The following is a 25,236-nucleotide window of genomic DNA, read 5'->3' on the forward strand; positions in this document are numbered from 1 at the left end:
CCGAGCGCCATCCGACGAGGGGGAGAACACATGGCAGGGCTGCTCGACGGCATCCCGGCGCCGGATCCGTATCCGCGGACCAGCAGGTACCACGGCATCGGGCAGGAGGTGCACACGACGGCGGACGGGCAGGAGGTCCCGTACACACCGCGGCGGATCCTGCCGCCGCCGGAGCGGCTGGCGCAGATCGACGAACACGTGGCGGCCGAGGGGGACCGCGCCGACAACCTGGCGAACCGGTACCTGGGCGACGCCGAGCAGTGGTGGCGGATCGCGGACGCGAACCCCGTCATGGACCCGGCCGACCTGACCCGGACCCCGGGCCGGGTGCTGCGGATCACGCTGCCGGACCAGACCGGCTGACGGGAAAGCGGTCGGTAGGAACCCGACGCGTGGCGGCACGCCGGGTCGCAGGGCCCGGTGAACGGAGAGGGAGGAGGGACCGATGGCTGAGGCGCCCGTTCGGTTGTTGCTGATGTTGGGGCGGCAGATCGCGGTGCCCGCCCCGGAGGCGGTGACCGAGGCGTTGCTGTCGGCGCAGATCACGGTCAGCGCGGGGCAGCGCAGCGGGTTCCAGCTGGCGTTCGACCTGTCGAAGAGCGGGGTGATCGGGCGGACACTGCTGCCGTCCGGGTTCTTCGACCCGCCGACCCGGGTGGTGCTGACGGCGATTGTGCGGGGGACGCCGACGGTGCTGATGGACGGGGTCATCCTGCGGCACGAGGTCGGTGTGAGCGGGGTACCGGGACAGTCGACACTCACGCTGACCGGCGAGGACCTGACAGCGCTGATGGACCTTGAGGAGCGCGAGGGTGTGCCCTACCCGGCGATGGGCCCGGCGGTCCGGGTCGCGATGGTCATCGCGCAGTACGCGCAGTACGGGATCGTGCCGCTGGTCGTCCCCGAGCTGGTGCCGCAGACACCGCTGCCGACGCAGCGGGTGGACTTCCAGAAGGGCACCGACCTCGGATACCTCAACGAGCTGGCCAAGGCGAACGGATACGTCTTCTACCTCGACCCCGGTCCGGTGCCGGGGATCAGCAAGGGCTACTGGGGACCGGAGGTGCGGCTCGGCGTTCCGCAGCACGCGCTGACCGTGAACTCCGACCACCTGTCGAACGTGGACCAGATGACGTTCGGGTTCGACGGCTCGGCCCGGGAGCAACCGGTCGCACGGATCCAGATCCCCGCCACCAAGGTCGCGCTGCTGCTGCCGGTGCCCGAGGTGAGTGTGCTGCGGCCCCCGCTCGCGGCCCGGCCCGCGCCGGCGCTGAAGAAGAAGGTGATCGCGGACACGGCGAAGAAGGACTCGGCGCAGGCGGTCGCCGAGGCGCTCGCCAGATCCGTCGAGTCGTCCGACGCGGTGAGCGGCTCCGGCCAGTTGGACGTCAGCCGGTACGGGCACGTGCTGCGGCCGCGCGAGCTGGTCGGCGTGCGCGGGGCGGGGCTGACGTACGACGGCCTCTACTACGTGAAGTCCGTGACGCACAACCTGCAGCGCGGCTCGTACACCCAGAACTTCACGCTGGCCCGCGAGGGCCTGGTGTCCCTGACCCCGGCCGTGCTCCCGTGAGGACGAAAGATGCCAGAAGCAACGAAGTACCTCGGCAAGTACCGCGGCACCGTGGTGAACAACGTCGACCCGTTGCAGCAGGGTCGGATCCAGGCGACGGTGCCGGATGTGCTCGGCGACACCCCGTGCACGTTCGCGATGCCGTGCCTTCCGCTGGCGGGTCCGCAGACCGGGGTGTACGCCGTCCCGGTGGTCGGTGCCGGGGTGTGGATGGAGTTCGAGCAGGGCGACCCCAGCTACCCGATCTGGACGGGCTGTTGGTTCGGCTCGGTGGCCGAGGTGCCGCCGACCGCTCTGGCCGGACCGCCGGGGCAGCCGAACATCCTGCTGCAGACCCGCGGCCAGTACAGCATCCTCATGTCCGACCTGCCTGGCGGCCCGGGTATCACGCTGCGCTCACCAGGCGGGGCGATCATCACGGTCAACGACACCGGCATCCTGATCAGCAACGGCAAGGGCGCGACGATCTCGCTGGTCGGCAATGTGGTGGACGTCAACACCGGCGGGCTCACGGTGACTTGACCATGACCAACATCCTGCATGTGAACGCGACCGTGAGCTGCCCCCACGGGGGGCGGGCGTCCTACCTCCCGGCGTCCCCACGGGCGAACCTGTCCGGCCAGCCCGCCGCCACCGTGGCCGGCACCTGGCTGGTCGCGGGCTGCCCGTTCACCGTCGGACCCAAGCCGCAGCCGTGCGTGACGATCCGCTGGGTGACCCCCGCGGCGCGGGTGACGCTGGCGGGGGCACCGATGGTGACGCAGGCCTCGACCGGGCTCTGCCTCAGCGCGGAGCAGGTCCCGCAGGGGCCGCCGCTGGTGACTGTCGTACAGCAACGAACCAAGGGGGTCTGAGCAAGTGACCGAGCGGAGCGACATCGACTTCCCGTTCCGGGTGGACCGGCGGGGACGGACCGCGGACGTCGGGTACGACGGCCACATCCGGGACATGATCGAATCGGTGCTGTTCACCAGCCCGGGCGAACGCGTGATGCGGCCGGACTTCGGCTGCGGCCTGGTGGACCTGGTGTTCGAGCCGAACAGTCCGGAGCTGGCGGCCACCCTGCAACTGGCCGTCCACGCACAGCTGGAGCGCTGGCTGGGGGACCTGATCCAGATCGACGCGGTGGTCGTCGAGAGCAACGACAACGTGCTGCGGGTCCAGGTGGCGTACCTCCTCAAAGCGACCGGCGACCGCCGTACCGAGACCTTCGAGGGGAGGGCGGCATGAACACCGGACAGACGGCGCGGTGTCGGACCGGGCACCGGCGCGGGGACGTCAGGACCGCGGAGCTGAACGGCGTCGATGCCGTGGAGGCGCACGACGACGGGCTGACACTGACGGTTGCGTTCCTCGGCAAGGCACCGAAACGGCTCACCCCGGGCAACATCCGGATCGACGGCGGCCGCCGGATCACCGGTGTGCACGTCACCGAGGTGACCATCGAGCGCGAGGAGGACGCCGACCGGGACGACCGGGCGTTCATCGTGGTCGACCGCACCGGCGACACCTCGCCGTACACGCTGTCCGTGGTGGAGCCGGACGCCTACGGGCGGCCGGGCACCGAGCCGCTGGCCGGGTTCGACCCGCGCTACTCCCGTGCCGACTTCGTGTTCCACCCGCAGTGCCCGGCGCGGTCCGACTGCGCGTGCGGATGCGGCGGGGAGCAGCACGACACCCGGCCGGCGCCGGTGATCGACTACACGGCGCGGGACTACTCGACGCTGCGCCGACAGCTGCTGGACCGGATGACGCTGGTCGCGCCCTCCTGGGTGGAGCGGCATGTGCCGGACCTCGGGACGGCCGTGGTCGAGCTGCTCGCGTACGTCGGTGACCAGCTGGAGTACCAGCTCGACGCGGTGGCGACCGAGGCGTATCTGCACACCGCGCGGCGGCGGACCTCGGTGCGGAGGCACGTCCGGCTGATCGACTACCCGATGCACGACGGGTGCAACGCGCGTGCCGCGGTGACGCTGAGCGTGGACGACGAGGTGACGCTGCGGCCGGGCACGTTCCGGTTCGCGGCGATCGACGTCAGCCAGGTGGACCCGGTGGAGCGGCCGGACCTGAAGGCGGTCGTGACCGACGGGGCGCTGGCCGCGCTGCCTCCGGCCGTCCGGACCGAGGTCTTCGAGCCGGTCGCGAGCGGGGAGACCGAGCTGCGGCCGACACACAACCGGATCCGGTTCCACACATGGGGCGACGAGGAGTGCTGCCTGCCCCGGGGCGCGACATCGGCGACGCTCGTCGACGAGGGCCTGTACCTGGTGCCCGGCGACCTGCTGGTGATCGAGGAGGCGCTCGGCCCGCGCACCGGCGCCGCCGCCGACGCCGACCCGGCGCACCGGCAGGTGGTGCGCCTCACGTCGGTGACACCGGCGTGCGACGCGCTCTACGACCTGGCGGTCGTGGAGGTGACCTGGGCGGCCGAGGACGCGCTGGCCTTCAGCGCCTGCCTGACGACGAAGGGCGGCCCGGAGTGCGGGCGACTGGCCGATGTGACCATCGCTCGGGGCAACGTCGTCCTGGTCGACCACGGGCGGGACCTGACGTTCTGCGGTGGTGGTCCGGAGGAGTACGACGTCCCGCCCGTGCCGGTGCTCCCGCTGGTGTGCGAGCCCGGTTGCTGCCCCGACCGCCCCTCGCAGGGCCCCGCCGGGACGGCGATCGTGGGGCTGATGACGACGGCGCGGAGCGGCGAGCAGCTCACCGAGGACGAGGTTGCGACGCTGCGCGGCCTGGTCGGCCGGGCGGCGCTGGACCGGGCCGGGCTGGACGCCGGCGCGCCCGCGGCCGACCAGGCGGCGAGCCTGGTCACGCTGCTGGCGCAGCTGAGCCACCCGGGAACGACAGAGCCGTTCCACCCCGAGCTGACCGACGGTCCGGTGACGCACCGGACCCCGTACCCGGACCCGGCGATGGTGTCGTCCGGGCAGGCCGACCTCCTCGACGGTATCGCGGCACGGGCCAGGGCGCGGGTCACCGTGCTGTGGCGCGCGGCCCGGCCGCTGACCAGAGCGGAGATCGCCGAACTGCGGCTCCTGGCCGGACAGGCCGTGCTGGACCGGCTCGGCTTCGCGGGCGACGAGGCGCGGGCGCTGCGCGACCTGCTGCTGCGCTACGAACCGCTGCTGGGGGCGAAGATCCGGCGGCTGGCGCGGTTGTCCCGCCGGGCACGCGACGGCGAGGTGCTCGGCGGCTGGCTGGTGGCCGAGCTCGCGCAGACCTGGGGCCCGCCGTACGCCGACGGCCTGCGGGCCGATGATCCGCGGCTGGCCGGGCCGGCCTCGGCAGCACTCACCCAGGACCCCCGCGCCGCGCTGCCCGCGGTGACCGTGACGGCCCGCACGCCCGACGGCACGCCGACGGGCGAGTGGACGCCGCGCCGCGACCTGCTGACCGCCACGCCCGACACGAAGGCGTTCGTCGGCGAGACCGAGCACGGCGGTCGGCTGGCCCTGCGGTTCGGCGACGGTGTGAACGGCGAGGCACCGCCGGCCGGCGGACGGATCACGGTCCGCTACCGGGTGGGCAACGGTGCAGCGGGCAACGTCGGTGCCGAGGCGATCGGGCACCTGGTGCTGTGCGACGGCAACGACGACGCCGTCACGCTGGTGCGCAACCCGCTGCCGGCGCGCGGCGGGACCGAACCGGAGGCCCTCGACGACGTACGGCGGCTGGCGCCGCTGAGGCCGCGTCAGGTCAGACTCCGGGCGGTGACCGCTGACGACTACGCCGAACTGGCCTCGGCCGTACCGGGTGTGCAGCGGGCGGCGGCCGCCTTCCGCTGGACCGGCACCGGCCAGGAGGTGCACGTCGCCGTCGACGCCCTGGGCACCGGGACGCCGGACGCAGGACTGCTGGCCCGGGTCGAGCACACGCTGGACGGCGTACGGCGGATCGGGCACGACGTGGTCGCACGGCCCGCGACGGTCGTGCCGGTGGACCTGGAACTGCGGGTCTGCGCCGCCGCCGGCCACCAGCGCGGTCATGTGCACGACGCGGTGCGGCGGGCGGTACTCGCGTTGTTCGCGCCGGACGAGGTGACGTTCGGCGACCCGGTGCGGATCAGTCGGGTGGTCGCGGCGGCTGCCGCCGTACCGGGCGTCACGAGTGCGCTGGTGACCCGCTTGCGGAGGCTGTTCGCGCCGGAGGCCGGCGAACTGGACGACGGGCTGCTGCGGATCGGCCCGCTGGAGGTCGCGCAGTTGGACGACGACCGTGACCGGCCGGAGAACGGCCGGCTGCACATCGAGATCGGGGGAGGACGATGACCGGGGACTGCCGGTGCGGTGCGGGCGGCGGGGACTGCTGCACCGGAACCGAACTGAAGACGCCGTTCAGCCGGGTGAACCCGCCGGGGCTGCCGCAGATCGCGTACCGGACCGGTGACCACCACGCGTTCTGGTCGTCGATGCTCGCGAGGCTGTCCAGCCCGGCCTACCCGGAGCTGCGCGACCTGCTGGTGCGCACCCCGGACGACCCGGCGCTCTCGTGGCTGGACGCGTGGGCGGTCCTGGGCGACCTCCTCGGATTCCACACCGAGCGGGTGGCGAACGAGGGCTATCTGCGCACCGCGACCCGGGCGGACTCGCTGCTGCTGTTCGGCCGACTGGTGGGGCACACACCCCGGCCGGGGGTCGGCGCGGGGGTGTATCTCGCCCACCGGGTCGACCGGGACCGGTCGGTGACGATCCCGGCCGGGGCGCGGGCGCAGAGCGTGCCCGGGACGGGCCAGGAGCCGCAGTCGTTCGAGACCGTCGAGGACCTCGCCGCACGGGCGGTGTGGAACGACCTCAAGGTGCGGCTGCGGCGGCCCTATCCGGTGCGGCTGCGGGCCGACCGCACGATCGACCGGCGCGAGGTGCACTTGGCCGGCGCGGGAGCGCGGCTGCAGACCGGCGACCGGCTGCTGTTCGTGTTCGGCACCGAACCGGGGCGGCAGGCGCTCGACGTGGTGCAGTCGTGCACCGTGGACGAGGTCGAGGGGATCACCTCGGTGCTCATGCCGGGCGCGAAACTGCCGACGTTCGCCTCGCTGCGGGAAAGGTTCCGGGACAAGGTCGCCGAACTGCTCGAAGGCGACAGGTACCGCGACAGCCGGATCGTCCGGCGGTACGTCGACGCCGTGCTCGTACCGCTGCGCGACCGGCTGCCGCCGGAGACCGTCGCGAGGGAACCGGTCATCGGGGCCGGACGCGACGAGGGCGGCACGGACCCGGGCGCGATCACCACGCCGACCGGGTTCGCGCGGGCGCTCGACGACGCGCTGCGCCTGCTGGAGGAGTCCTCGGCGGCGGCGGCGCCGTACCCGGCCGTGTACGCCTTCCTCGCCGCCCTGCGGGAGGACCTGACCGGTATCCGCGCGCTGGCCGGCCGGTTGGAGCCGGAGCAGGACCGGCCCACCGACGAGGACGAGCGGCTGTTCGACGAACTGGCCCTCGCACGCTTCACCGCCACCGCCACCGCCACCGGCAACGGCGCCGCCGACAGCGGGTCCAGCCGCAGCGCGCGGCCGGCCGGGGACGACCCGGCACTGCTCGGACTGGCCGCGCTCCTCGGGTCGCTGCGCAAGCCGCTCACACCGCAGCCGTCGTCCGCCCGCGCGCTGCGGCTGGACCCGGCGGACGTGTTCGGAACCGGCTCCGACGCCGGTGTCCGGCTGCTGACCGCGCTCGACCCGCGGCTCGCCTCCCTGTACGAGGCATGGCGCAACGTCAACCTCACGAAACCGCCGCCGCTCGCCGGGCTCCAGGCGCTGCGCACGGTGGCGACCCCGTTCGGCGCCACCGCGCCGCTGCAGCCGCAGTACGCGGACAACGGCCGGATCGTCGGGCACGTCGAGTGGCCGCTGACCGGATCGAAGTCACTGACCTTCACCGTCGAGTACGACACCGGCGAGCCGCGGACGCTCGTCTCGCAGTGGATCGAGTCCGGCAGCCCGGTCGGCGAGTCGACGACACTGCCGTTCGACGGCTTCCTCCAGGTGGGACCGCTGGGGGTCTGGGTCACCACCACGACACCGGCCGGCGCACCGGCGGCCGTGACGATCCTGTGCTGGGGCAACGACATCGCGCGCAAGGTCACGTTCACCGGACCGAAGCCGGACAGCGGCACACCGGACGGCAAGATCACGGTCGAGGTCGCGCCGGCGTTCGGAACCGATCCGGGACCGGTCGGCAAGGACCTCGAACCCGGCGACGAGGAGACCACCACCCACGGCGGCGTCAACGTCGTACTCGGCCGGGCCGAGCGGGCCGACGACCCGGACAAGGTCACGGTCGCGCTGACCACCACCAGCACCGTGTCGACGAAAGTACTCGTGCTGGACGCCGTGTACCCGGGGATCGGGCCGGAGAGCTGGGTCGTGATCGAGCGGCCGGGCGCCGTACCGTCGCTGCAGAAGCTGATCACCCGGGTCGAGACCGCCCGGGTCATCTCGCAGGCCGACTTCGGGATCACCGGCAAGGTCACCGAGCTGACCCTGGCGGACGCGTGGCTCGGCCCCGAGGACACCCAGCTGTCCCAGATCCGCAAGACCACGGTGTACGCCGGAGGCGAGCCGCTCACCGTCGCCACCGAGCCGATCCCCGACGACGTGGCCGGCGGCATCATCGAACTGGCCGAGCTGTACGACGGGCTGGAGCCGGGCCGCTGGGTGATCGTGGCCGGAGAGCGCACCGACATCCCGGACACACCCGGTGTGAGGGCCGCCGAACTCGCGATGGTCGCCGGGGTCTCGCACGCGGTCGACCCGGCCAGGCCCGGGGAGCCGGTGCACACCACGCTCACACTCGCGGGACACCTCGCGTACACCTACCGCCGCACGACGGTGACGATCCACGGCAACGTCGTGCGGGCCGACGCCGGCGCGACCCGGGACGAGCCGATCGGCAGCGGGGACGCGGGCCGGGTCGGCCAGACCTTCACGCTGTTCGCCGCACCGCTGACCTGGCTCCCGGCCGACAACCCGCGCGGTGCGCGCAGCACACTCCAGGTGCGGGTCGACGGGGTCCTGTGGCAGGAGGTGTACAGCCTCGCCGGGCAGGCGCCGACCGCGAAGGTCTATGTCACCGGTACCGGCGAGAGCGGCCGCACCACGGTCGCCTTCGGCGACGGCGTGCACGGCGCCCGGCTGCCGACCGGCTACGAGAACGTCCGGGCGCGCTACCGGGTCGGGACCGGTGCCGCGGGCAACGTCGCAGCCGACACCGTGACCACGCCGCTGACCCGCCCGCTCGGCGTCACCGGCGTCACCAACCCGCTGCCGGCCGGCGGCGGGGCCGACCCGGACGGGCTGCGGCAGACCCGGCGGCAGATTCCGCTCGCGGTGGCGGCACTGGACCGCCTGGTCGGCATCACCGACTACGAGGACTTCACCAGATCGCGGGCCGGGATCGGCCGAGCGGCGGCACGGCGCGTCCTGTGCGGCCGCCAGTTGATCCACGTCACCATCGCGGGTGCCGGTGACATCACCCTCGACGAGGACGGCGAGATCGTCCGGTCGCTGCGATCCGCGCTCGCACGGTACGGCGACCCGCAGCTGCCGGTCCGGGTGGACGTGCGCGAGCTGGTACTGCTGGTGATGTCCGCCGGCCTGAGGATCGCGCCGGACCACTCCTACGACGTGGTGGAGCCGAGGGTACGGCGCGCGCTGCTCGAACGGTTCGGGTTCGATCGACGGGAACTGGGCCAGCCGGCGTACCTGTCCGAGGCAATCGCCGCGGCGCAGGCGGTGCCGGGCGTCGAGTACGTCGACGTCGACGTGTTCGCCGGTGTCCCGGGCAGCATGACGCCGGCCGGGCTGCAGAAACTGGCGTCCACGCTGACCGCGCCGAACCCGGTGGTGCCGGCCCGGCAGGCGTCCCGCACGGTCGAGTACCACGACGTGCGGCCGCCCGAAGGCGACGGCCCCGCGACGTACAGCGAGACCTTGACGTCCGTCGCCGCGCGCAACGGCATCACGGTGGCCGAGCTGCTCCGGTTGAACCCCGGGCTGCCACCGGCCGAGCCGCTGCCGGCGGGCACCCGAGTGGTGGTGTTCGACGGCGTCCGGCCGGCCCAGCTGGTGCTGCTGTCACCCGCTGTCCCGACCACGTTGATCCTCAAGGAGGTACGCCGATGAGTCGCAAGCCGGACCGGCTGAGCGAGCTGATCACGCTCCACATCCGCAAGTCCGATGCCGAGAACGGGTCTGCGCTGCGGGCGCTGCTCGCGGTGATCGGCGAACAGGTCGACCTGGTGCAGACCGACCTGGAGCGCCTGTACGACAACTGGTTCGTCGAGACCGCCGAGAGCTGGGCGGTTCCCTATCTGGGCGACCTGGTGGGCTACCGGCTGCCGGCCGGCCACGAGGAGGCGCTCGCGACGGCGGCCACGGACCGGTTGGTGGCCCGGCTGGCGCCGCGGCGGGACGTCGCCGCGACGGTGGGGTCGAGGCAGCGCAAGGGGACACTGCCGACGTTGGAGGAACTGGCGTCGTCGGTGGCGGACTGGCCGTCGCGGGCGGTCGAGTTCCACCGGCTGCTGCTGCGCTACCAGCCGATCGGACTGTATCCGTCCTCCGACGACGCCGCGGTGCGGCGGGCACAGGCGGCGCCGGGGCTGGTCGACGTACGCCACGACGCGGAACTGGAGGGGATCGGAGGGCCGTTCGAGACGCAGGGCCACATCGCCGAGGCCGCGCGCATCGGCTCCTCGCGGCGCCCGGGACGGTACCGTCCGGCGAACGCCGGGGTGTATGTGTGGCGGCTGAGACCGCAGCCGCTGAACCACGCACCGGCGTACTGCATCGACCGGGCGCGCAACCAGTTCACGTTCTCGATCCTCGGCAACGACGTACCACTGGCGACGAAGCCGGTACCCGAGCCCTCGCCGGGGCACATCGCGCGACGGGAGCACGTTCCTGCTCCGATCACCCGGCGCGAACTCGCAGACCGGCTACCGGACTTCTACGGCCGGGGCAAGAGCTTCGCGATCTGGCGTGACGGGCAGCCGGATCCGGTGCCGCTGGGCGACATCGTGGTGGCCGATCTGTCCGGCTGGTTCTACCGGGCGCCGCGCGCCAAGGTGGTCGTGGACCCGGAGCTCGGGCGGATCGTGTTCGGGGCGCGGTCGGCGCCGAGGCGCGGCGTGTGGGTGAGCTACCACTTTCTGCAGCCGTCCGAACTCGGTGGCGGGGAGTACCCGCGGGACGTGACGACGCCGGGTGCGGCGAAGGTGTACAGGGTGGGGCCGGGCGAGGAGTTCGAGCGGATCCAGCTGGCCTACGTCGCGTGGCAGCGCGACAACTCCGGTGGCGCCCAGCCGGAGGCGGTGATCGAGATCGCGGACTCCGGGGCGTACCAGGAGCAACTGGAGTTCGTGCTGTCGCCGGGGGACCGGCTTGAGGTGCGCGCCGCGGACCGGAAGCGCCCGGTGCTGCGGCTGCTGGACTGGTACAGCAACCGGCCGGACTCGCTGCAGATCCGGGCGCTCGGCGCACAGGAGGGCGACGACCGGCCGCCCCCGCGGTTCGTGCTCGACGGATTGCTGATCACCGGCCGCGGGGTCAGTGTGACCGGGCCGATGGGTGGGGTCGTCGTACGGCACTCGACGCTGGTGCCGGGGTGGTCGTTGGAGCCGCGCTGCCGTCCCACGCACCCGGAGGAGCCCAGCCTGGTGCTGGAGGACACCACGGCGTGCGTGGAGATCTCGAACAGCGTCGTGGGATCGATCCTGGTGATGAACGACGAGGCCGGGACCGATCCCATCGAGGTGTGCGTCACGGACTCGGTGCTGGATGCGACCGGTGCGGATCGTGAGGCGGTGTCGGCGCCGGAGTGCCGGCACGCGCACGCGGTGCTGACGGTGCGGAGGTCGACGGTGATCGGCGAGGTGCACACGCACGCGATCCGGCTGGGCGAGAACTCGGTCTTCGACGGCCTGGTGCACGTCGCGCGGCGGGGGCTCGGATGCCTGCGGTTCTGCTACGTGCCGCCGGGGTCGCGGACGCCGCGCCGGTACCACTGTCAGCCCGACCTGGTCGCGGAGGGCCTGCGACGGCTCGCCGAGTCCGGTGACGTGGACTCGGCGGACCTGCCGCGGTTGCGCTCGCTGGAGGCCATGCGGGTGCGACCACGGTTCACCAGCCGACGGTACGGGGCGCCGGCCTACCTCCAGCTCGCGTCGTCGTGCGCGGTGGAGATCAGCCGGGGCGCGGACGACGGCTCCGAACTCGGGGTACTGCACGACCTGTTCCAGCCTCAGCGGGAGGACAACCTGTGGGCGCGGCTCGCGGAGTTCTCACCGGCCGGCATGGACGCCGGTATCGCCCTGGTCAACTGACACGGCGCCAATCGATTACTCGGGAGGGAAAGATGCACGGCGATTTCTCGCGCCGCACATACCGGCCGGAGGACCACTACGTCGCGGTGGTCAGCCAGCAGGGACGGGTGCTGCTGGACGCCGAGTCCAACGAGCAGGCCGATCTCGGGCTGTCGGCCGATCGGTCACTGGCCGCCGACCTGATCGGCTGGCACGGCGGGCCCGGTGACGGCTTCAAGATCGCGTACAGCGCGGAGTGCGAGGGCGAGAAGGCATCGCTCACGATCGCGGCCGGGCGGTACTACGTGGACGGGATCGCGGTCGACGCCACCCGTCCGGAGGTGCTGCCGGCGGTGGGCGAACACGATGGCCGGCCGTCGGACGCCGACCACGACGGGCACGCTTCCCCGGACAGCGCCGCGAGGAAGCCCGGCGCGGCGAGGAAGGCGGTGTCGGCGAAGGCCGGCGAAAGCTCGGACGCCGGTCTGTGGACCTACTGGGACCAGCCGTACGCGTACCGGGATCTGGAGCGGGACACCGACGAACTGCCGTCCGGTCCGTTCCTGGCTTACCTGCGGGTGCATGACCGGCTGGTGACGGCAGTGCAGGACCCGCTGCTGCGGGAAACCGCGCTCGGTTCCGCGCTGCCCGACACCACGGCCCGGTTGCGGGTCGACTGGGAGGTGCTGCCGTGGGAGCTGGAGGGGGACCAGCGGCATGATCCCGCGGCGGCGTTCGCCGCGTGGGTAGCCGCGCAGCAGGACCGTACCTGCCGGCTCGCCGCGCGCGCCGAGCGGCCGGCGCGGGCCGAGGACGACCCGTGCCTGGTCGCGCCGGACGCGCGGTACCGGGGACCGGAGAACCAGCTGTACCGGGTGGAGATCCACCGCGGCGGCGAGGTCGGCGAAGCGTCGTACAAGTGGTCGCGTGAGAACGGGTCGGTGGTACTGCCGCTGACCGCCGTGATCGGCGAGTGGGTCACTCTGGAGGCGATGGGCCGCGACGGCAAGCTCGACCTGGACGTCGGCGCCTTCGTCGAGGTCTGTGACGACGCGTCCGTCGGGCGCGGTGAGATCTTCGACCTGCCGCAGGTCGTCGAGGTCGACTTGCCCGGGCAGCGTGTCCGCCTGTCGGCGGAACCGGACCCGACGGTCGGGCGCCAGCCGGGGCGCCGTCCCTACCTGCGGCGCTGGGACCAGCTGGAGCGCCGTCGGCGCGGTGCGCCCAGGATGGAGGGCGGTGCGGTGAAGTTGGCCGAGGGCCAGTGGATCGACCTTGAGGACGGGGTGCAGGTCTACTTCGCGCCCGGCGGAGAGTATGTGCCCGGCGACTACTGGACCTTCGCCGCCCGCACCATCACCGGTGCCGTCGAGTGGCCCGCGGACGCTGCGGGGCGGCCGCTGCTGGGACGTCCGGCAGGCGTCGCCTACCACTACGCGCCGCTGGCGTGGATCAACGGCGGCGAGGCCCTGGACCTGAGGAGGGTCTTCCAACAGCTCACGACATGACCGGGTGAGCGTTCGGGGATCGGCGGGTCCGACGACCGAGGAGACGTCGGATGAGCGGCACGAGGGCTTCCCCGAGGACGTCGACAGCGCCCTCCAGGCGCTGTCGGTCGGGCCGTTCGCCGAGGGGGAAGCCGTCGCGGCCAGCGCGCGGCCCGTCCGGTACATCCGGCGTTGCCACTTCATGGTCATCGGTCGGGAGGGACGGGATCGGGGCGGGGGAAGCTGTGCGCCGGTGTGCCGTCGACGGCCGAAAGGCGATCAGGGCGAGTCGTATGCCAGTGGGCGGGCCTTGGCCTTCCAGGTCATCAGTCGATGTCACGGTGCGGTCGGGAATCCGGCCCTGTCGGATGTTCCGCGTGATCGGGCGGCGGGTTCATCGGTGTCCTTGTAGATAGTGATCAGACAGTGGGCGTTTCCTTTCGCGGGCGGTGGATCTCGCTCTGCCGGGCTTCCTCCACCGCACGTGTTCGCGTTCCGTCGCGGCGATTGCGCTGCGATCACTCAGGCCCGGTGAACCGGTTGGGAAGCCGAGCGCGGCTCGGTGTTGGGACGGGGGCGAGGCCGTTGCGGCCGCGACCCGGGTCGCGGCCGCCCGAGGCGAACCTGCTCAGCGTGTGGTCACCCGGAAGGTGCTGAGTACGGCCTTGTGGTCGGTCGGCCAGGTCCAGGTGGGCTCCCAGAACCTGTCCCTGCCCGTCTCCTTGACCCGTTTGTTGCGCACGATGGTGCTGGACGGCCCGACGATGACGCTGTCGAGCAGCCGGATCCGCCGGTCGGGGTGGTAGAAGACGAAGTCGATCCGGTCCCGCTCGTCGGCCTTCGGCGCCCAGGTGAGCTGACCGACGTCGGCGCCCGGGTTGTCGCTCGGCCAGGTGAAGCCCGGCCTGCGCACGGGGTCCGGGTGGATCACGCGATAGCTGTCGCGGAAACCGGCGTCCTCGATTGCCTGCGTGGTGGACCACTTGACGACGGTGCCGTTGTGGTCGAACAGGTTCCGGGTCCGGTGGTTCCAGTCCCGGTGGGAGGGCTCGTTGAAGTCACCGGCCAGCAGCGTCAGCCGCCCCTTGGCCCGCTCCTTCGCGGCGTCCGCGAGCACCGTCCTCGTCACCTTCGTGCGTCCCGAGGCCGCGTTGAGCCGCGTGATCAGGCCGGCATCGGTGATCGGACCGGTCGGGATCTCGTTCCAGCCGTACTCGGAGGTCTCCCAGGGCGACGGCGTGCCGCCGCCGTAGCCGCGCGGCAGGTAGTTGACGTAGTAGCGGTACTCCAGGTGCCCGGAGTAGGCCGCGACCTCGGTGCCGTCGACGGAGACGACCGCCTTCGACCAGTACGGGAATGACGCGTGCTCGATGATCGGGTAGCGCGAGATCACCGCGGGATCGACCGGGTTCTCGTTGTCGAAGTAGGTCAGCCCGCGCTCGGCGAGATCGGCCAGGAGATGGGCCACCCGCTCCGGGTTCGACTCACTGAGCATCACCACGTCCGGCTTGACCGCGGCGATCGTGTCGGCGATACCCGCCCGGCCGCCGGGCACCCGGCTGCCGCCGAGCCAGATGTTGAACTGCATGACCTTGAGCGTTCGGTGCGAGGGCCTGCGGTGGTTCCGCCCGTCCTGCGGAGCGGCCTCGGCCGTCCCCATCGCCAGCACACCCGCTCCGACACTCGCACCGACCATCCCGAGCAGCTCACGACGCCTGACCATCAATGTCCTCCAGTAATTGCCATGCATCCACGGCCCGATCACGATTCGACACGGGCCGGGACAAAGCGTCGACGCCTCTCGTGTATGGGGCATGAACCTGGGCGCAACGTCAGATGTTCAATGATCAACATGGTCGCTCCGTCGTTCCCCGCAGTTCGGCACTGTCCGGTCGGACAGTCGGACAGTCGGACGTTCGTGGCGTTCGTGGCGTTCGTGGCGTTCGTGGCGGATCTGCGCGGCCCTGCGGACCGCACGCTTGCGCGGCTCGGGCGGGTGGATCGAGGGTCGTGCCATGACTCGGATCCCTGGGGGAATCGAGTCTTCGCTTTCTCAGGGGTGGTTTGTGTCGCCGCGCTCGTCTGTGGAGGCGGGGCTGATGGGGATGGCCGGAGGTCCCGCGCCGTCCGCGTCGGGCCCTTCTCTCCCGGGTCCGATTCCGGCCCTCGGGCGGCTGAGGTGACGATGTGTCAATTCGCTTGTCCCGTGGACGTTCTGCTGGGACGCGGCATCAGGCCCTGTCGAAATGACCATAAGGTGATCCCATGTCTCACACGCTGAGTTCCGCCAGATCCCGCGCCGCACTCCGTACATCGGCGCGGGTCTGCGGCGAGTCGCTCGTGGTCCTGGTGATGGCCGCGGTGACCGTATGGATACTTGGCCGGATGTGGTCGGTCATATGGCCGCTCATCATCGGCCTCCTCCTCACCACGCTGACCTGGCCCCCGACCCGTTTCCTGCGCCGTCACGGCTGGGCCCCCGCCCTGGCCGCCTCCACCGTGACCGTGCTGTTCCTCCTCTCCGCCGTGGGAGTTGTGGCGATGATCGCGGTTCCGGTGGCCTCGCAGTCCGGGGAGCTGACCATCGGAGTGGTCGAGGGAATCCACCAAGTGCGCGAATGGGCCGCCGGACCGCCGCTGAACATCGGCGATGATCAGATCACCGACGGCGTCGATGCCGCGGTAAGCCGCATCGAGGGCAGCGTCGACAGCATCCTCACCACCGTCTTCACCGGATTGGGCACGGTGGTGAATGGGGTGGTCACCGCTGTTCTGGCGGTCTTCCTCATGTTCTTCTTCCTCAAGGACGGACCTCGCTTCCTGCCCTGGCTCACCCGTCAGCTTCCCGGCCGGCTCGCCACGGACGTTCCGACGCTGGCCGCGCGGGGCTGGGACACACTGGGCACCTTCGTCCGGTCCCAGGCACTCGTCGGACTGCTCGACGCCGCCCTCATCGGCATCGGCCTGTGGCTGCTGGGGGTACCTCTGGTCCTCCCCCTGGTGGTCCTGACCTTTGTCTCGGCATTCGTACCGATCATCGGTGCCCTGTTCGCCGGCCTGGTCGCGGTGCTCATCACGCTGGTGTCGAACGGCCCGGCGGACGCGCTGATCGTGCTCGCGATCATCGTTGTGGTGCAGCAACTGGAGGGGAACGTCTTCCAGCCCATGATCCAGAGCCGTGGGCTCGGCCTGCATGCGGGCATGGTCCTGCTGGCGGTGACGCTCGGCGGCAGTCTGGCCGGGATCGTCGGCAGCCTGATCGCCGTACCCATCGCCGCGCTACTCGCTGTGGCCTGGAACTACCTGCGTGAGCAGCTCAGCGATCCGCCGCGGGAGATCGACTCCCACGAGCCGCAGACCGCTGCCACTCCGCTCTCCTGAGGGGAGCGGGAACCGCGACAGGGCCGGGCGGCCGAGCGGCAATACCGGGTGCCCCATGGTGGCTCCCCTCGGCCGGCAGTCTTCGCGAGGCACCGCAGGCACGGAAGAACCGGCGCGGGAGTGGTGGCGCGCTCTGAGATGACGGGCAGGAATCATCCCCGCGGAGCCGGGTTCGGACCGGCTTGCTTGATCAGGTGGCGAGGGCTGGCCTGCCGCCCCAGCGGATGCCCTTCTCGACGCGGATGCGGGCGCGTTCGCTCTGTTCGGCGGCCAGGATGTCGGGGTGGCGGGCGTTGTTGTCGCGCCAGTTCAGGTAGGTGTGCAGGGCCCGGGTCTGGACGGTGTGCCTTGGATGGTTCGAGTTGGCCCGGGTGAACTGCCGCAGGGGCACGAAGTGGCCTCGATGGGGTTGACCAGGACGCGTAGGTGGGGGTGAAGCGCAGTTCAGCCGTATTGGCCCGTGAGCGGCTGTGGCACCCTGCGCAGCGACTCCCGCTGGGAAACGTGAACCGTGATGGGGTCTCTGTGCCCGAGGTGCGCCGACGAGTTGAGGCGATGATGGAGCGCGTGCGGACATCCACGCGGTCCACCCATCAAGTTGCCGGCTACACCTACGACTCGGCGGACATCTGGTGGATGCACTCCCAGCTGGCCGGTGTAATGGGCAGGGCGCTGCGCAGGCCGTACGGCGAGCCGGAACAGGAGATCCCGCGGGGCAGTGGGCCGGCTGGGTGTGAACGTCCAGCTCTGTGTTGAAGGCGTCGTTGAGACGTCAGAGACGGCGGTCGACCAGGCGCGCACCCGGACACCGGGCTGCCCGGATCCCGTGTCGTACGGTCTGATGTCGCGGCTGCCCACCGTCCGCAACGGATCTCACCGAACCCGGCGGTGGTGCCGGTACGGCCGAAAGATCTGAACCAGTACCGGGATCAGGCCGCGACGAGCTCCTGCTCGCGGTCCGGCGTCTTGGTTTTGGGCTTCTTGTTCGGCAGCGAGAGCCGGAAGACCTTGTGCCACGCGGAGAACACCTGCTTGGGCAGCGGCCCGGTGACGTACTCCAGCTCGTACTTTTCGAACAGCGCGCGCACCTTCACCGCGACCTCGGCGTACCGGTTGCTCGGCAGGTCCGGGAACAGGTGGTGCTCGATCTGGTGCGACAGGTTGCCGGTCATGAAGTGCATGGCCCTGCTGCCGCTGATGTTCGCCGAGCCCATCATCTGGCGCAGGTACCACTGGCCGCGCGTCTCGCCCTTGATCGACCGGCGCTCGAAGACCTGCACGCCCTCGGGGAAGTGCCCGCACATGATCACCGAGTGGGACCAGAGGTTGCGGACCAGATTCGCGGTGAACGTGGCGGCGAGCGTGGTGAGGAACGACGGGCCCGACAGCAGCGGGTGGATCACGTAGTCCTTGAGCACCTGCTTGCGGATCTTGCGGCCCACGGCCTTGGCCCGCGCGCGGAACTCCGGGTTCTTGCGGCGGCGCTTGTGCAGGTTCTTGCCGAGCTCCAGGTCGTACGCTGCGATGCCGTACTCGAAGAAGCAGGCGTTGATGAAGTTCCACAGCGGCTGGCCGAGGTGGAACGGGTGCCACTTCTGGTCCTCGTCGACGCGCATGATGCCGTAGCCGAGGTCGTTGTCCTTGCCGATCACGTTGGTGTACGTGTGGTGCAGCTCGTTGTGCGAGTGCTTCCACTGCTCGGCCGGCGAGACGTGATCCCACTCCCACGTGGTGGAGTGGATCTTCGGGTCCCGCATCCAGTCCCACTGGCCGTGCAGGATGTTGTGGCCGATCTCCATGTTGTCCATGATCTTCGCCACGGACAGACCGGCGGTGCCGATCAGCCACGCGGGCGGGAAGATCGAGAACAGCAGCACGCCCCGGCTGACCAGCTCAAGCCTGCGTTGCACCGAGATGACCTTGCGGATGTAGGCGGCGTCTTTCTCGCCGCGGCTGGCGATCACCTCGTCGCGGATCGCGTCCAGCTCGCGGCCGAGCTCCTCGATCTGCTCCGCGGTCAGGTGGGCGGTGGGGTCGATGGCGGTCAAGGTGCTCCTACCGTTCGATGTCGCAGGGGCCCGCCGCGGCGGACACACAGGTCTGGATGAGGACGCCCGGCTCGGCCTCGGTGAGCTCGCCGGTGCGCAGGTCGCGGACGGCGCCTGCCTTGAGCGGTGTGACGCAGCCGAAGCAGATGCCCATGCGGCACCCGGAGGGCATGAGTACGCCAGCCTCCTCGCCGACGTTCAGCAACGGCGTGGCGCCGTCCGCGTCGACGGTCCTGCCGGTGGTGCTGAACGTGACCTCGCCGCCGTCGCCGGCGACGACGATGCTGGGGCGGAAGCGTTCGGTGTGCAGGCGCTCTTGTACGCCGTGCTCGGTCCAGTGCTCTTCCGCGGCGTCGAGCAGGCCCGCGGGCCCGCAGGCCCAGGTCTCGCGCTCGGCCCAGTCGGGCACGAGTTCGTCGAGACGGGCGATGTCGAGCATGCCGTCCGTGTCGGTGTGCACCTCGGTGAGACGCAGCTTCTTCTCCGCGACCAGGTCGTGCAGATCGTTGCGGAAGATCACGTCTTGCGGCTGTGGCGCGCAGTGGACCATGACGACGTCGTCGAACTCGATGTCGCGCAGCATGCCCATCACAGGCGTGATGCCGCTGCCGGCTGTCAGGTAGAGCACCTTGGCGGGCTTGGCCTCCGGCAGCACGAAGTCACCGGTCGCCTGGTCGAGCCGGATCAGTGTGCCCGGTTCTGCCCTGCGAACCAGGTGGTTGCTGACCTTGCCGTCCGGGATCGCCTTCACGGTGATCGTGACGCGGCCGTCCCGGCGGTTTGTCGGCGAGGTGATGGAGTAGGCACGCCACAGGCGCACCCCGTCGACGTCGACCCCGACCCGCACATACTGACCGGCCAGGTGGCCGCGCCAGCCCCGTCCCGGCCTGATCACGATGGTCGCGGCGTCACCCGTCTCGGGATGCACGGCCTCGATGCGCCCACGCAGGTCAGCGCCCGCACGCAGCGGACTGACCAGATCGAGGTAGTCCGACGGCAGCAGCGGCGTCGTGACCATCTCCAGCAGTTTCCACGCCCTACTGCGGAGGGCTGCACTCGTCATGACTCCAGCTTGATGCGCTTCAGGGCGTAAGGTCCTACCCATAGGACGTGAATCTGATCGGCTGAATTGTTCGCAGGGAACAAAAAATGGGGCATGCAATCCAGAGGGCCACCGAACTGGCCCTGGACGAGACGACGGTCACCGCACTTCGGGCCGCGCTGAAGAGCACCGCCGACGAGGTCGTCCAAGCGATCATCGACGCGGTCCCTCCCTACGCCAACGCTCTTTCGGGCCGCATGGGCGCCACCATCCGCCGAGCCGTCCGCACCGCCCTGGGGCACTACCTGGACCTCGCGAGCGGGAACGCCACGAGCGGCGACGCCGGTGACGCAGCCTACGAGCTGGGCCGCGGCGAGGTGCGCGCCGGGCGTTCGATGGACGCCCTGCTCAGCGCCTACCGTGTCGGCGCCCGGGTGGCCTGGCGATGCCTGGCAGCGGGTGCCGTACCCGCAGGTCTGCCCGCCGCCGAGGTCGCCAAGTTCGCCGAGCTGACCTTCGCCTACATCGACGAGCTCTCAGCCGCGAGCGCCGCGGGCCACGCCGACGAACTGGCCGCACGGGGCCGGGCCCACGAGCGCCATCTGGAACACCTGGCCCGCGACCTCCTCGCCGGTGCGAGCCCGGACGTGCTGCTGGCCTCTGCTCAACGGGCAGGGTGGCAGCCTCCGGATTCGCTGACCGCGGTCCTGCTGCCCGCCGCCCAGGCCCGGCCCGCCTACCGCGCGCTCGACCCGAGCACCCTCGTCCTCGACGATCTGCCGGACGCCACCGGTGTGCTGCTCGTCCCCGATGCCGACCGATCACATCTCCTGAGGCAGCTGACCGACCGCACGGCCGTGGTCGGCCCGGCCCGGCCATGGACTCGAGCGTCCGCCTCGTACACACGAGCCGTACGCGCGCGCTCCCTCTCCTCTGATATTCGCGACACCGAGGACCACCTGCCCGAGCTGGTGCTGAGCGCCGACGTGGACGCTTTCGCAGACCTGCGTGCCCGAGCCCTCGCACCGTTGCGGACCTTGCCTGTCGCGACGGCACGGCGGTTGGAGGAGACGTTGCGGGCGTGGCTGCTGCACCAGGGCAGACGGGACGAGGCGGCGGCGGCGCTGTTCGTCCATCCCCAGACGGTCCGGTACCGGATGTCGCAGCTGCGGGAGCTGTTTCCGGATCTCGCATCGCCACACCGGGTCCTTGAACTGACGCTGGCGGTCGGTCTTCGGGTCAGCTGACGTTGTACTTCGACCGTCCACGACCGCGTCCGTGAGCGGTCCAGGAATCGTGCCTCGTTCTCGGTGCCGTCAGCTGGCTCACGCGGCCCGGGGAACAGCGTTGTGAGCCAGCTGAGACCGGGGGTTGATGTGGAGACCGGACGAGGCCTCGGGAAGCCCGTCGGGGGCGCCGTCTCTGAGAAGCGGGGTGGCGGATACGGCTCGACCGGATCCGGTGGACGATGCGCACCGGCCCGCTCGTCGACTCCTGGGCATAGCCCGGTCCACGCCCGGGATGAGTTGGTACATCGACGCTGCCCTCATCCGGCTGGTCCACGCTCCCGAACTGCTGGGTCCAGACGAGAAACTCGTCTGCACGTCACCGCTCAAGCGCCGCACCCCCGGGCGCCCTGACGGCTGAACAGAGCAGCGGAGTGACTCTCGTAGGGCTGCGGCGAGGTGGCGTGTGACTCTGGTTGAGAATCGAGACGCACGGCGAACCTCGTACATGGCCATCTATGGGAGTCCTGCGGAAGGTGTCGAGGGTTCGACTCCGGGCGCGGCCGGAGAGTTCAGTCCCCTACTGGGTTCCACGAGATCACCGGCGAAATCGATTGCCTGGCCGTTTGGTTCGTCGAGGAGAGTTCAGGGTGTGTTGCCCAAGTGGTACCACGAGCTCGTGCATGGTTGCTGGTGAGGCGTCGAAGGGTTTGACGTGGCTCCGTGTTCACGTCTGCCGCGTCGAGGCCGGGTCTGCGGTCTGTTGCTGGGACAGCAAGCTGGCAACGGTCTGGACAGTGTCGCCCATGTGCTCGCGGCGGCCGAGGTGGCGGGCCGGAGCCCGCCAGTTCTTCAGGTGGGCGATGCCGTGCTCGACCCGGATACGCCCGTCTTGACTACGCCTGGACCGCGGGCGACAACGCCCAGGTCCCGGACGTCGCCGCCCGCAAGGCCGGCGTGGCGAACGTGAGGCATGGGCCTTGAGCTGTCGCTCGAACCATTCCTCGTACCCGTCTGGACCGTCCTTCTTGGACTTCCGATGCGGTGGCGTCACCCCCCGGCCACCGGTCTGGGCGCCCAGTCCCTGGTAGCCGGCATCGCCCAGGATCTCCACCGAGGGCCCGTCGGCCAAGAGCTTGACCAGCCCAGCTGGCGGGCGTGGGTGATGTCCGCGCGGCTTGCGGGACGGCTGGACTCACCACAGGACGCGGCCTTCGAACGCTGACGTCGGCTGCGGGTGAGCGGTGGGGCCGCAGCTGTTGGCCCGCGTCGCGAGGCGGGCCTCGCGACGCGGGCAGACCACCCCTCGGTTCTGGGAGGCTGCCCCGGCCGTCGCCTTGCGGGCCGGGTTCCGCGATACGGCACTTCCCGTGGGTGCTTTTCGGGCCCTCAGCGCTGGGGAGGAAGCCCGCGTGTCCCCACGCCGGTGAAGCGCCAGAGGACGAGCAGCCACAGGAGTGCCACCATGACCAGTCCGATCCATGCGCCGGTGAGGTTCTGAACGAAGACGAGAAAGAGCAGAAAGATCACCGTCGGTACCGAGACCATGGCTGCCCAGGTGAAGTTCCTTCGGACTCTGTCGGCGCCGGTGAAGCGGTTGTGATGCACGGTTGCCTCCTCGGTGGTCGCGGGGGAGCGGCCTCGGGCCCGCTCCCCTTCCGGCCTCATCCAGTGGTTGGGGGTACGTGCTTCTCGTGGTGTGCCTTCGCCGGGGAAGATCGCTACCGTTTGCTGGATGAAGGACACGATTCCGCGAGGCGACTGGCTCGACGACGATGTGTTCCGCGAGCTGGTGCGGGAGATCATTCTGCTGCGGCCGGGCGGGTGGAGCCTGCAGGAGTTCGAGCGCGCCGGCGCAGTGCTGGGGTGGGAACTGGGCGAACCCCGTGAGGTCGCCGGCCAGGTCTGGCGCCGCTTCCTTCCCCGCAGGGGGCCCTGGGGTGGTAACGGTACGGTGATCGCTGGTCTTTCGGAACCCGGGCGGATCCATACGCTGCGTGTTCCCGTCGTCGACCTGCCCCCCGAGAACGTGTGGACCGCCAGCGCCCTGGTCCGTGCTGCCTGGTGGATCATGGAGGAGGAACTCGGCCCACCGGCACTGTGGGGAGGCCGCGTTGGGCCGTGGATGCTGTGGCGGCGCCCCGGCGGCAGCCTCGTCGTGCACTCGCACCACTCTGGCCGAGTGAACCTCGAACTCGTGCACACCGGCGCCGACTCCGACGCGGCCACACAAGGCGGCTCCCGCGGCTCCTGGCGCGCTGCTGGCCCGGCCCACCTGCCCCCTGCCCCTGCCGGACCGCACACGCCCACCACCGGCTGGGGCCGGATACAGGAGCGCCTGTTCCAGGCGTTGCGTGCTCTCACCCATGACACTCCCTTCTTCCCCGCACGGTTCATCCTGCACCTGGCATCCGCCCATGACCCCCACCGGTTCGTCCAGTGCTGGAACGACGGCCCGGAGCTCGTCATCGAGGCCACCGGCTACCTGCATCACCCGGAACTCGCCGCCGCCGCCCGCCTGACCGACAGCGGTTGGAACCTCACCCACCCGCTCTGGCAGCGCCGTTTTCCCCAAGCCGCCAAGGACTGGGGCAGTTCCCGAACGGCCGCCGGCATGCTCGTCGAAGAATTGAAGAACCTCGGCACCGATCCGGCCGACCTCGTTCACAGCGGAACCGTCACCGGACGCGGACGTGCCTTTCATCTGGACCTGCCCGAGACAGGTGTACGGCGCGGTCAGCCCTGACACACACCGCAGGCCGCACTCGACTTGCGGCGTGTGTCAGACGAACGCCCACACCGCCCCTAGGGCGCACCCACAGACCCCGGGCCGGAACCCCCTGCTTCACCGGCTCCAGAATCGCCACGCACTCCACGTGGTGCGCTGACGGCGACTCATCTCTGTGCGGTGGACTCGGCCACTACGGCGATCCGCACCCGGTGCCGGCACCGCCGGCGGACGCCGACTGGGCGGTGAGTGACGACGGGTGGCTACGGGAGACGACCGCGCCCGACGGTCTCGCCGGAGCGTGGTACCGGCGAGGTGCCCTCGACCCCGATTCCGAGCTGACCAGCAACGCCACCCGATGGGACCTGCGGGGAGGCCCGCCACGTGTGGGCTGGTTCGCGGTCTTCTCCACCCGCACCCCACCGCGTTCGTCACCGTCACCGCCACCGCGAGCGCCCTCGTCGCCCCAGAACCAGCACTGCGCTGGTCCGGCGAACTCTCGCGCACTACCCGCGCCCGCGCCCTGGTCGCACCGGTCCGTCCTCCGGCGCCCACCCCGGGACACCGCCCGCACCTACCAACGGCAGCCGCCCGCCCTGCGCATCGTCAGCGTCCCCCGCTGGTCCACGACCAGCACCCCCTCCGCCCGCCTACCCGGCCCTGTCCGTCCTGCCGCCCGCCGCTCACGCAGCGCGGTGCGATCCCTCAGCCATCTTCGACCTCTGCCGAGAGGTCAACCGCACCACGAAGTACACCGCTGCCGCCGCCGCGCCGATGTCCAGGACATCGGCCACGATCATCTGAAGCGCGGCGTCCTGGAGCTGTTGCAGAGTCTCGGCGTCGAGAGAACGCTGTCGAGCGAACGTGTTCACGAGGTTCGACAGGAGGAACAGACCCCACCACGCGAACACCGGCCAGAAGGTGGCTTTGACGGGTTTACCGTCGGCCTGTGACGGTGCGCTGGCGCTCCAGATGTCGATGGCTATGCGAAACGGCAGCCATACCTGCGCCAGCGGGATGAACCAGGCCCCGATCGCCCAACCCGGGCCCCTGCGAAACTGCTCTGGCGCGAACGCTCCGGCGTTGCGGCGCATCCGATGGAACCACATGATGAAGAGGATCGCGCAGAAGGGGAAGGCGCCGTATTGAAGCCGCTCTGCCCATAGATGCAGCGCGTCCACCCGGTCCCATTCCTGCTCCGACGGGAGACTGAAGCCCGGGCCTCCCGCTGCCAGCAGGTACGTTCGGACGCCTGCGTAGATGCCGAAGACGCCGCCGAGAGCGGCGACCGCCAGCAGCCCCGTCACAGCGATCAGCAACCCGCGAGGCAGACGCACCACCTGGGCTGGCAGCTGGGGACGAGGACGGAGCTTGTCGGGCGCGGGCATGACGATGGACCCCCCACGGGTACAGAATCGGATATACCCGCCGTAACGGCGGGTTCGC

General features: G+C 70.8%; 19 protein-coding genes and 1 pseudogene. 14 read left to right on the plus strand and 6 right to left on the minus strand.

Annotation, left to right across the window (positions count from 1 at the left end):
• Window positions 1-30: 30 nt before the first annotated feature.
• The 9 genes from NBG84_RS03980 (at window position 31) to NBG84_RS04020 (ending at window position 13,386) form a co-directional block, all read left to right on the plus strand.
• Window positions 31-363 carry a tail protein X gene (locus NBG84_RS03980; protein WP_250917840.1) on the plus strand — a complete coding sequence of 111 codons (333 nt, stop codon included), beginning with the start codon at window positions 31-33 and terminating at the stop codon, window positions 361-363.
• A gap of 82 nt (window positions 364-445) precedes the next feature.
• Window positions 446-1,573: a hypothetical protein gene (locus NBG84_RS03985; protein WP_250917841.1), complete on the plus strand. Its 1,128-nt coding sequence runs from the start codon at window positions 446-448 to the stop codon at window positions 1,571-1,573.
• 9 nt (window positions 1,574-1,582) lie between these two features.
• Window positions 1,583-2,095 carry a phage baseplate assembly protein V gene (locus NBG84_RS03990; RefSeq protein WP_250917842.1) on the plus strand — a complete coding sequence of 171 codons (513 nt, stop codon included), beginning with the start codon at window positions 1,583-1,585 and terminating at the stop codon, window positions 2,093-2,095.
• 2 nt (window positions 2,096-2,097) lie between these two features.
• Window positions 2,098-2,427, plus strand: coding sequence for a hypothetical protein (locus NBG84_RS03995; protein WP_250917843.1), 330 nt, complete (start codon window positions 2,098-2,100; stop codon window positions 2,425-2,427).
• Between the two features lie 4 nt (window positions 2,428-2,431).
• Entirely contained in the window at window positions 2,432-2,803 is a 372-nt protein-coding gene (locus NBG84_RS04000) for a GPW/gp25 family protein (RefSeq protein WP_250917844.1), read from the plus strand.
• Window positions 2,800-5,847, plus strand: coding sequence for a putative baseplate assembly protein (locus tag NBG84_RS04005; RefSeq protein ID WP_250917845.1), 3,048 nt, complete (start codon window positions 2,800-2,802; stop codon window positions 5,845-5,847). The genes NBG84_RS04000 and NBG84_RS04005 overlap by 4 nt, the downstream gene beginning before the upstream one ends.
• Window positions 5,844-9,698 (plus strand): putative baseplate assembly protein, encoded by a 3,855-nt coding sequence (locus NBG84_RS04010; RefSeq protein WP_250917846.1) that lies wholly within the window; start codon window positions 5,844-5,846, stop codon window positions 9,696-9,698. The genes NBG84_RS04005 and NBG84_RS04010 overlap by 4 nt, the downstream gene beginning before the upstream one ends.
• Complete coding sequence (locus NBG84_RS04015; RefSeq protein ID WP_250917847.1) at window positions 9,695-11,899, plus strand: hypothetical protein; 2,205 nt, start codon at window positions 9,695-9,697, stop codon at window positions 11,897-11,899. Before NBG84_RS04010 ends, NBG84_RS04015 begins: the two co-directional genes overlap by 4 nt.
• A 32-nt stretch (window positions 11,900-11,931) precedes the next feature.
• A complete protein-coding gene (locus tag NBG84_RS04020; RefSeq protein WP_250917848.1) occupies window positions 11,932-13,386 on the plus strand; it encodes a DUF6519 domain-containing protein in 1,455 nt (484 codons plus the stop codon).
• Between the two features lie 607 nt (window positions 13,387-13,993).
• Here the strand turns inward: NBG84_RS04020 and NBG84_RS04025 are convergent.
• Window positions 13,994-15,088 carry an endonuclease/exonuclease/phosphatase family protein gene (locus NBG84_RS04025; RefSeq protein WP_250917849.1) on the minus strand — a complete coding sequence of 365 codons (1,095 nt, stop codon included), beginning with the start codon at window positions 15,086-15,088 and terminating at the stop codon, window positions 13,994-13,996.
• A 542-nt stretch (window positions 15,089-15,630) separates the two neighbouring features.
• On the opposite strand from NBG84_RS04025, the gene NBG84_RS04030 reads away from it, so the two are divergent.
• A complete protein-coding gene (locus NBG84_RS04030; protein ID WP_250917850.1) occupies window positions 15,631-16,746 on the plus strand; it encodes an AI-2E family transporter in 1,116 nt (371 codons plus the stop codon).
• 190 nt (window positions 16,747-16,936) lie between these two features.
• Here NBG84_RS04030 and NBG84_RS04035 read toward each other — a convergent pair.
• From NBG84_RS04035 to NBG84_RS04045, 3 genes and pseudogenes are all read right to left on the minus strand, one after another.
• A pseudogene (locus tag NBG84_RS04035) lies at window positions 16,937-17,192 on the minus strand (IS630 family transposase); the annotation flags it as partial.
• A 483-nt stretch (window positions 17,193-17,675) separates the two neighbouring features.
• The gene (locus tag NBG84_RS04040; RefSeq protein WP_250917851.1) at window positions 17,676-18,794 is read right to left on the minus strand and encodes a fatty acid desaturase family protein; all 1,119 of its coding nucleotides are present in this window, start codon (window positions 18,792-18,794) and stop codon (window positions 17,676-17,678) included.
• Between the two features lie 7 nt (window positions 18,795-18,801).
• A complete protein-coding gene (locus NBG84_RS04045; protein WP_250917852.1) occupies window positions 18,802-19,857 on the minus strand; it encodes a ferredoxin reductase in 1,056 nt (351 codons plus the stop codon).
• 86 nt (window positions 19,858-19,943) lie between these two features.
• Between NBG84_RS04045 and NBG84_RS04050 the strand changes: the two genes are divergently transcribed.
• From NBG84_RS04050 to NBG84_RS04055, 3 genes are all read left to right on the plus strand, one after another.
• Window positions 19,944-21,083, plus strand: a complete 1,140-nt coding sequence (locus tag NBG84_RS04050) for a PucR family transcriptional regulator (protein ID WP_250917853.1) — start codon at window positions 19,944-19,946, stop codon at window positions 21,081-21,083.
• Between the two features lie 274 nt (window positions 21,084-21,357).
• The gene (locus NBG84_RS40475) at window positions 21,358-21,483 is read left to right on the plus strand and encodes a hypothetical protein (protein ID WP_285366338.1); all 126 of its coding nucleotides are present in this window, start codon (window positions 21,358-21,360) and stop codon (window positions 21,481-21,483) included.
• 552 nt (window positions 21,484-22,035) lie between these two features.
• Window positions 22,036-22,287, plus strand: coding sequence for a hypothetical protein (locus NBG84_RS04055; RefSeq protein WP_250917854.1), 252 nt, complete (start codon window positions 22,036-22,038; stop codon window positions 22,285-22,287).
• Window positions 22,288-22,451: 164 nt separating this feature from the next.
• Here the strand turns inward: NBG84_RS04055 and NBG84_RS04060 are convergent, their stop codons facing one another.
• On the minus strand, window positions 22,452-22,670 hold the full coding sequence (locus tag NBG84_RS04060) for a hypothetical protein (protein ID WP_250917855.1): 219 nt from the start codon (window positions 22,668-22,670) through the stop codon (window positions 22,452-22,454).
• Between the two features lie 127 nt (window positions 22,671-22,797).
• Here NBG84_RS04060 and NBG84_RS04065 point away from each other — a divergent pair, with 127 nt between their 5' ends.
• Window positions 22,798-23,808 carry a TY-Chap domain-containing protein gene (locus tag NBG84_RS04065; protein ID WP_250917856.1) on the plus strand — a complete coding sequence of 337 codons (1,011 nt, stop codon included), beginning with the start codon at window positions 22,798-22,800 and terminating at the stop codon, window positions 23,806-23,808.
• Window positions 23,809-24,473: 665 nt separating this feature from the next.
• On the opposite strand, the gene NBG84_RS04070 is transcribed toward NBG84_RS04065, so the two are convergent.
• Window positions 24,474-25,178, minus strand: a complete 705-nt coding sequence (locus tag NBG84_RS04070) for a DUF4328 domain-containing protein (protein ID WP_250917857.1) — start codon at window positions 25,176-25,178, stop codon at window positions 24,474-24,476.
• Window positions 25,179-25,236 lie beyond the last annotated feature (58 nt).

The sequence above is a fragment of the Streptomyces albipurpureus genome, from assembly GCF_023701525.1.
In the GTDB taxonomy this organism is placed as follows: Bacteria; Actinomycetota; Actinomycetes; order Streptomycetales; family Streptomycetaceae; genus Streptomyces; species Streptomyces albipurpureus.

Bases quoted from the DNA above. Each gene is read 5' to 3' on its own strand.
- NBG84_RS04025 (WP_250917849.1), bottom strand. From the start codon at position 15,088: ATGGTCAGGCGTCGTGAGCTGCTCGGGATGGTCGGTGCGAGTGTCGGA.
- NBG84_RS04010 (WP_250917846.1), top strand. From the start codon at position 5,844: ATGACCGGGGACTGCCGGTGCGGTGCGGGCGGCGGGGACTGCTGCACC.
- NBG84_RS40475 (WP_285366338.1), top strand. From the start codon at position 21,358: ATGAGTTGGTACATCGACGCTGCCCTCATCCGGCTGGTCCACGCTCCC.
- NBG84_RS04055 (WP_250917854.1), top strand. From the start codon at position 22,036: ATGGGCCTTGAGCTGTCGCTCGAACCATTCCTCGTACCCGTCTGGACC.
- NBG84_RS04005 (WP_250917845.1), top strand. From the start codon at position 2,800: ATGAACACCGGACAGACGGCGCGGTGTCGGACCGGGCACCGGCGCGGG.
- NBG84_RS04070 (WP_250917857.1), bottom strand. From the start codon at position 25,178: ATGCCCGCGCCCGACAAGCTCCGTCCTCGTCCCCAGCTGCCAGCCCAG.
- NBG84_RS04045 (WP_250917852.1), bottom strand. From the start codon at position 19,857: ATGACGAGTGCAGCCCTCCGCAGTAGGGCGTGGAAACTGCTGGAGATG.
- NBG84_RS04030 (WP_250917850.1), top strand. From the start codon at position 15,631: ATGTCTCACACGCTGAGTTCCGCCAGATCCCGCGCCGCACTCCGTACA.
- NBG84_RS03980 (WP_250917840.1), top strand. From the start codon at position 31: ATGGCAGGGCTGCTCGACGGCATCCCGGCGCCGGATCCGTATCCGCGG.
- NBG84_RS03985 (WP_250917841.1), top strand. From the start codon at position 446: ATGGCTGAGGCGCCCGTTCGGTTGTTGCTGATGTTGGGGCGGCAGATC.
- NBG84_RS04065 (WP_250917856.1), top strand. From the start codon at position 22,798: ATGAAGGACACGATTCCGCGAGGCGACTGGCTCGACGACGATGTGTTC.
- NBG84_RS04050 (WP_250917853.1), top strand. From the start codon at position 19,944: ATGGGGCATGCAATCCAGAGGGCCACCGAACTGGCCCTGGACGAGACG.
- NBG84_RS03990 (WP_250917842.1), top strand. From the start codon at position 1,583: ATGCCAGAAGCAACGAAGTACCTCGGCAAGTACCGCGGCACCGTGGTG.
- NBG84_RS04015 (WP_250917847.1), top strand. From the start codon at position 9,695: ATGAGTCGCAAGCCGGACCGGCTGAGCGAGCTGATCACGCTCCACATC.
- NBG84_RS04020 (WP_250917848.1), top strand. From the start codon at position 11,932: ATGCACGGCGATTTCTCGCGCCGCACATACCGGCCGGAGGACCACTAC.
- NBG84_RS03995 (WP_250917843.1), top strand. From the start codon at position 2,098: ATGACCAACATCCTGCATGTGAACGCGACCGTGAGCTGCCCCCACGGG.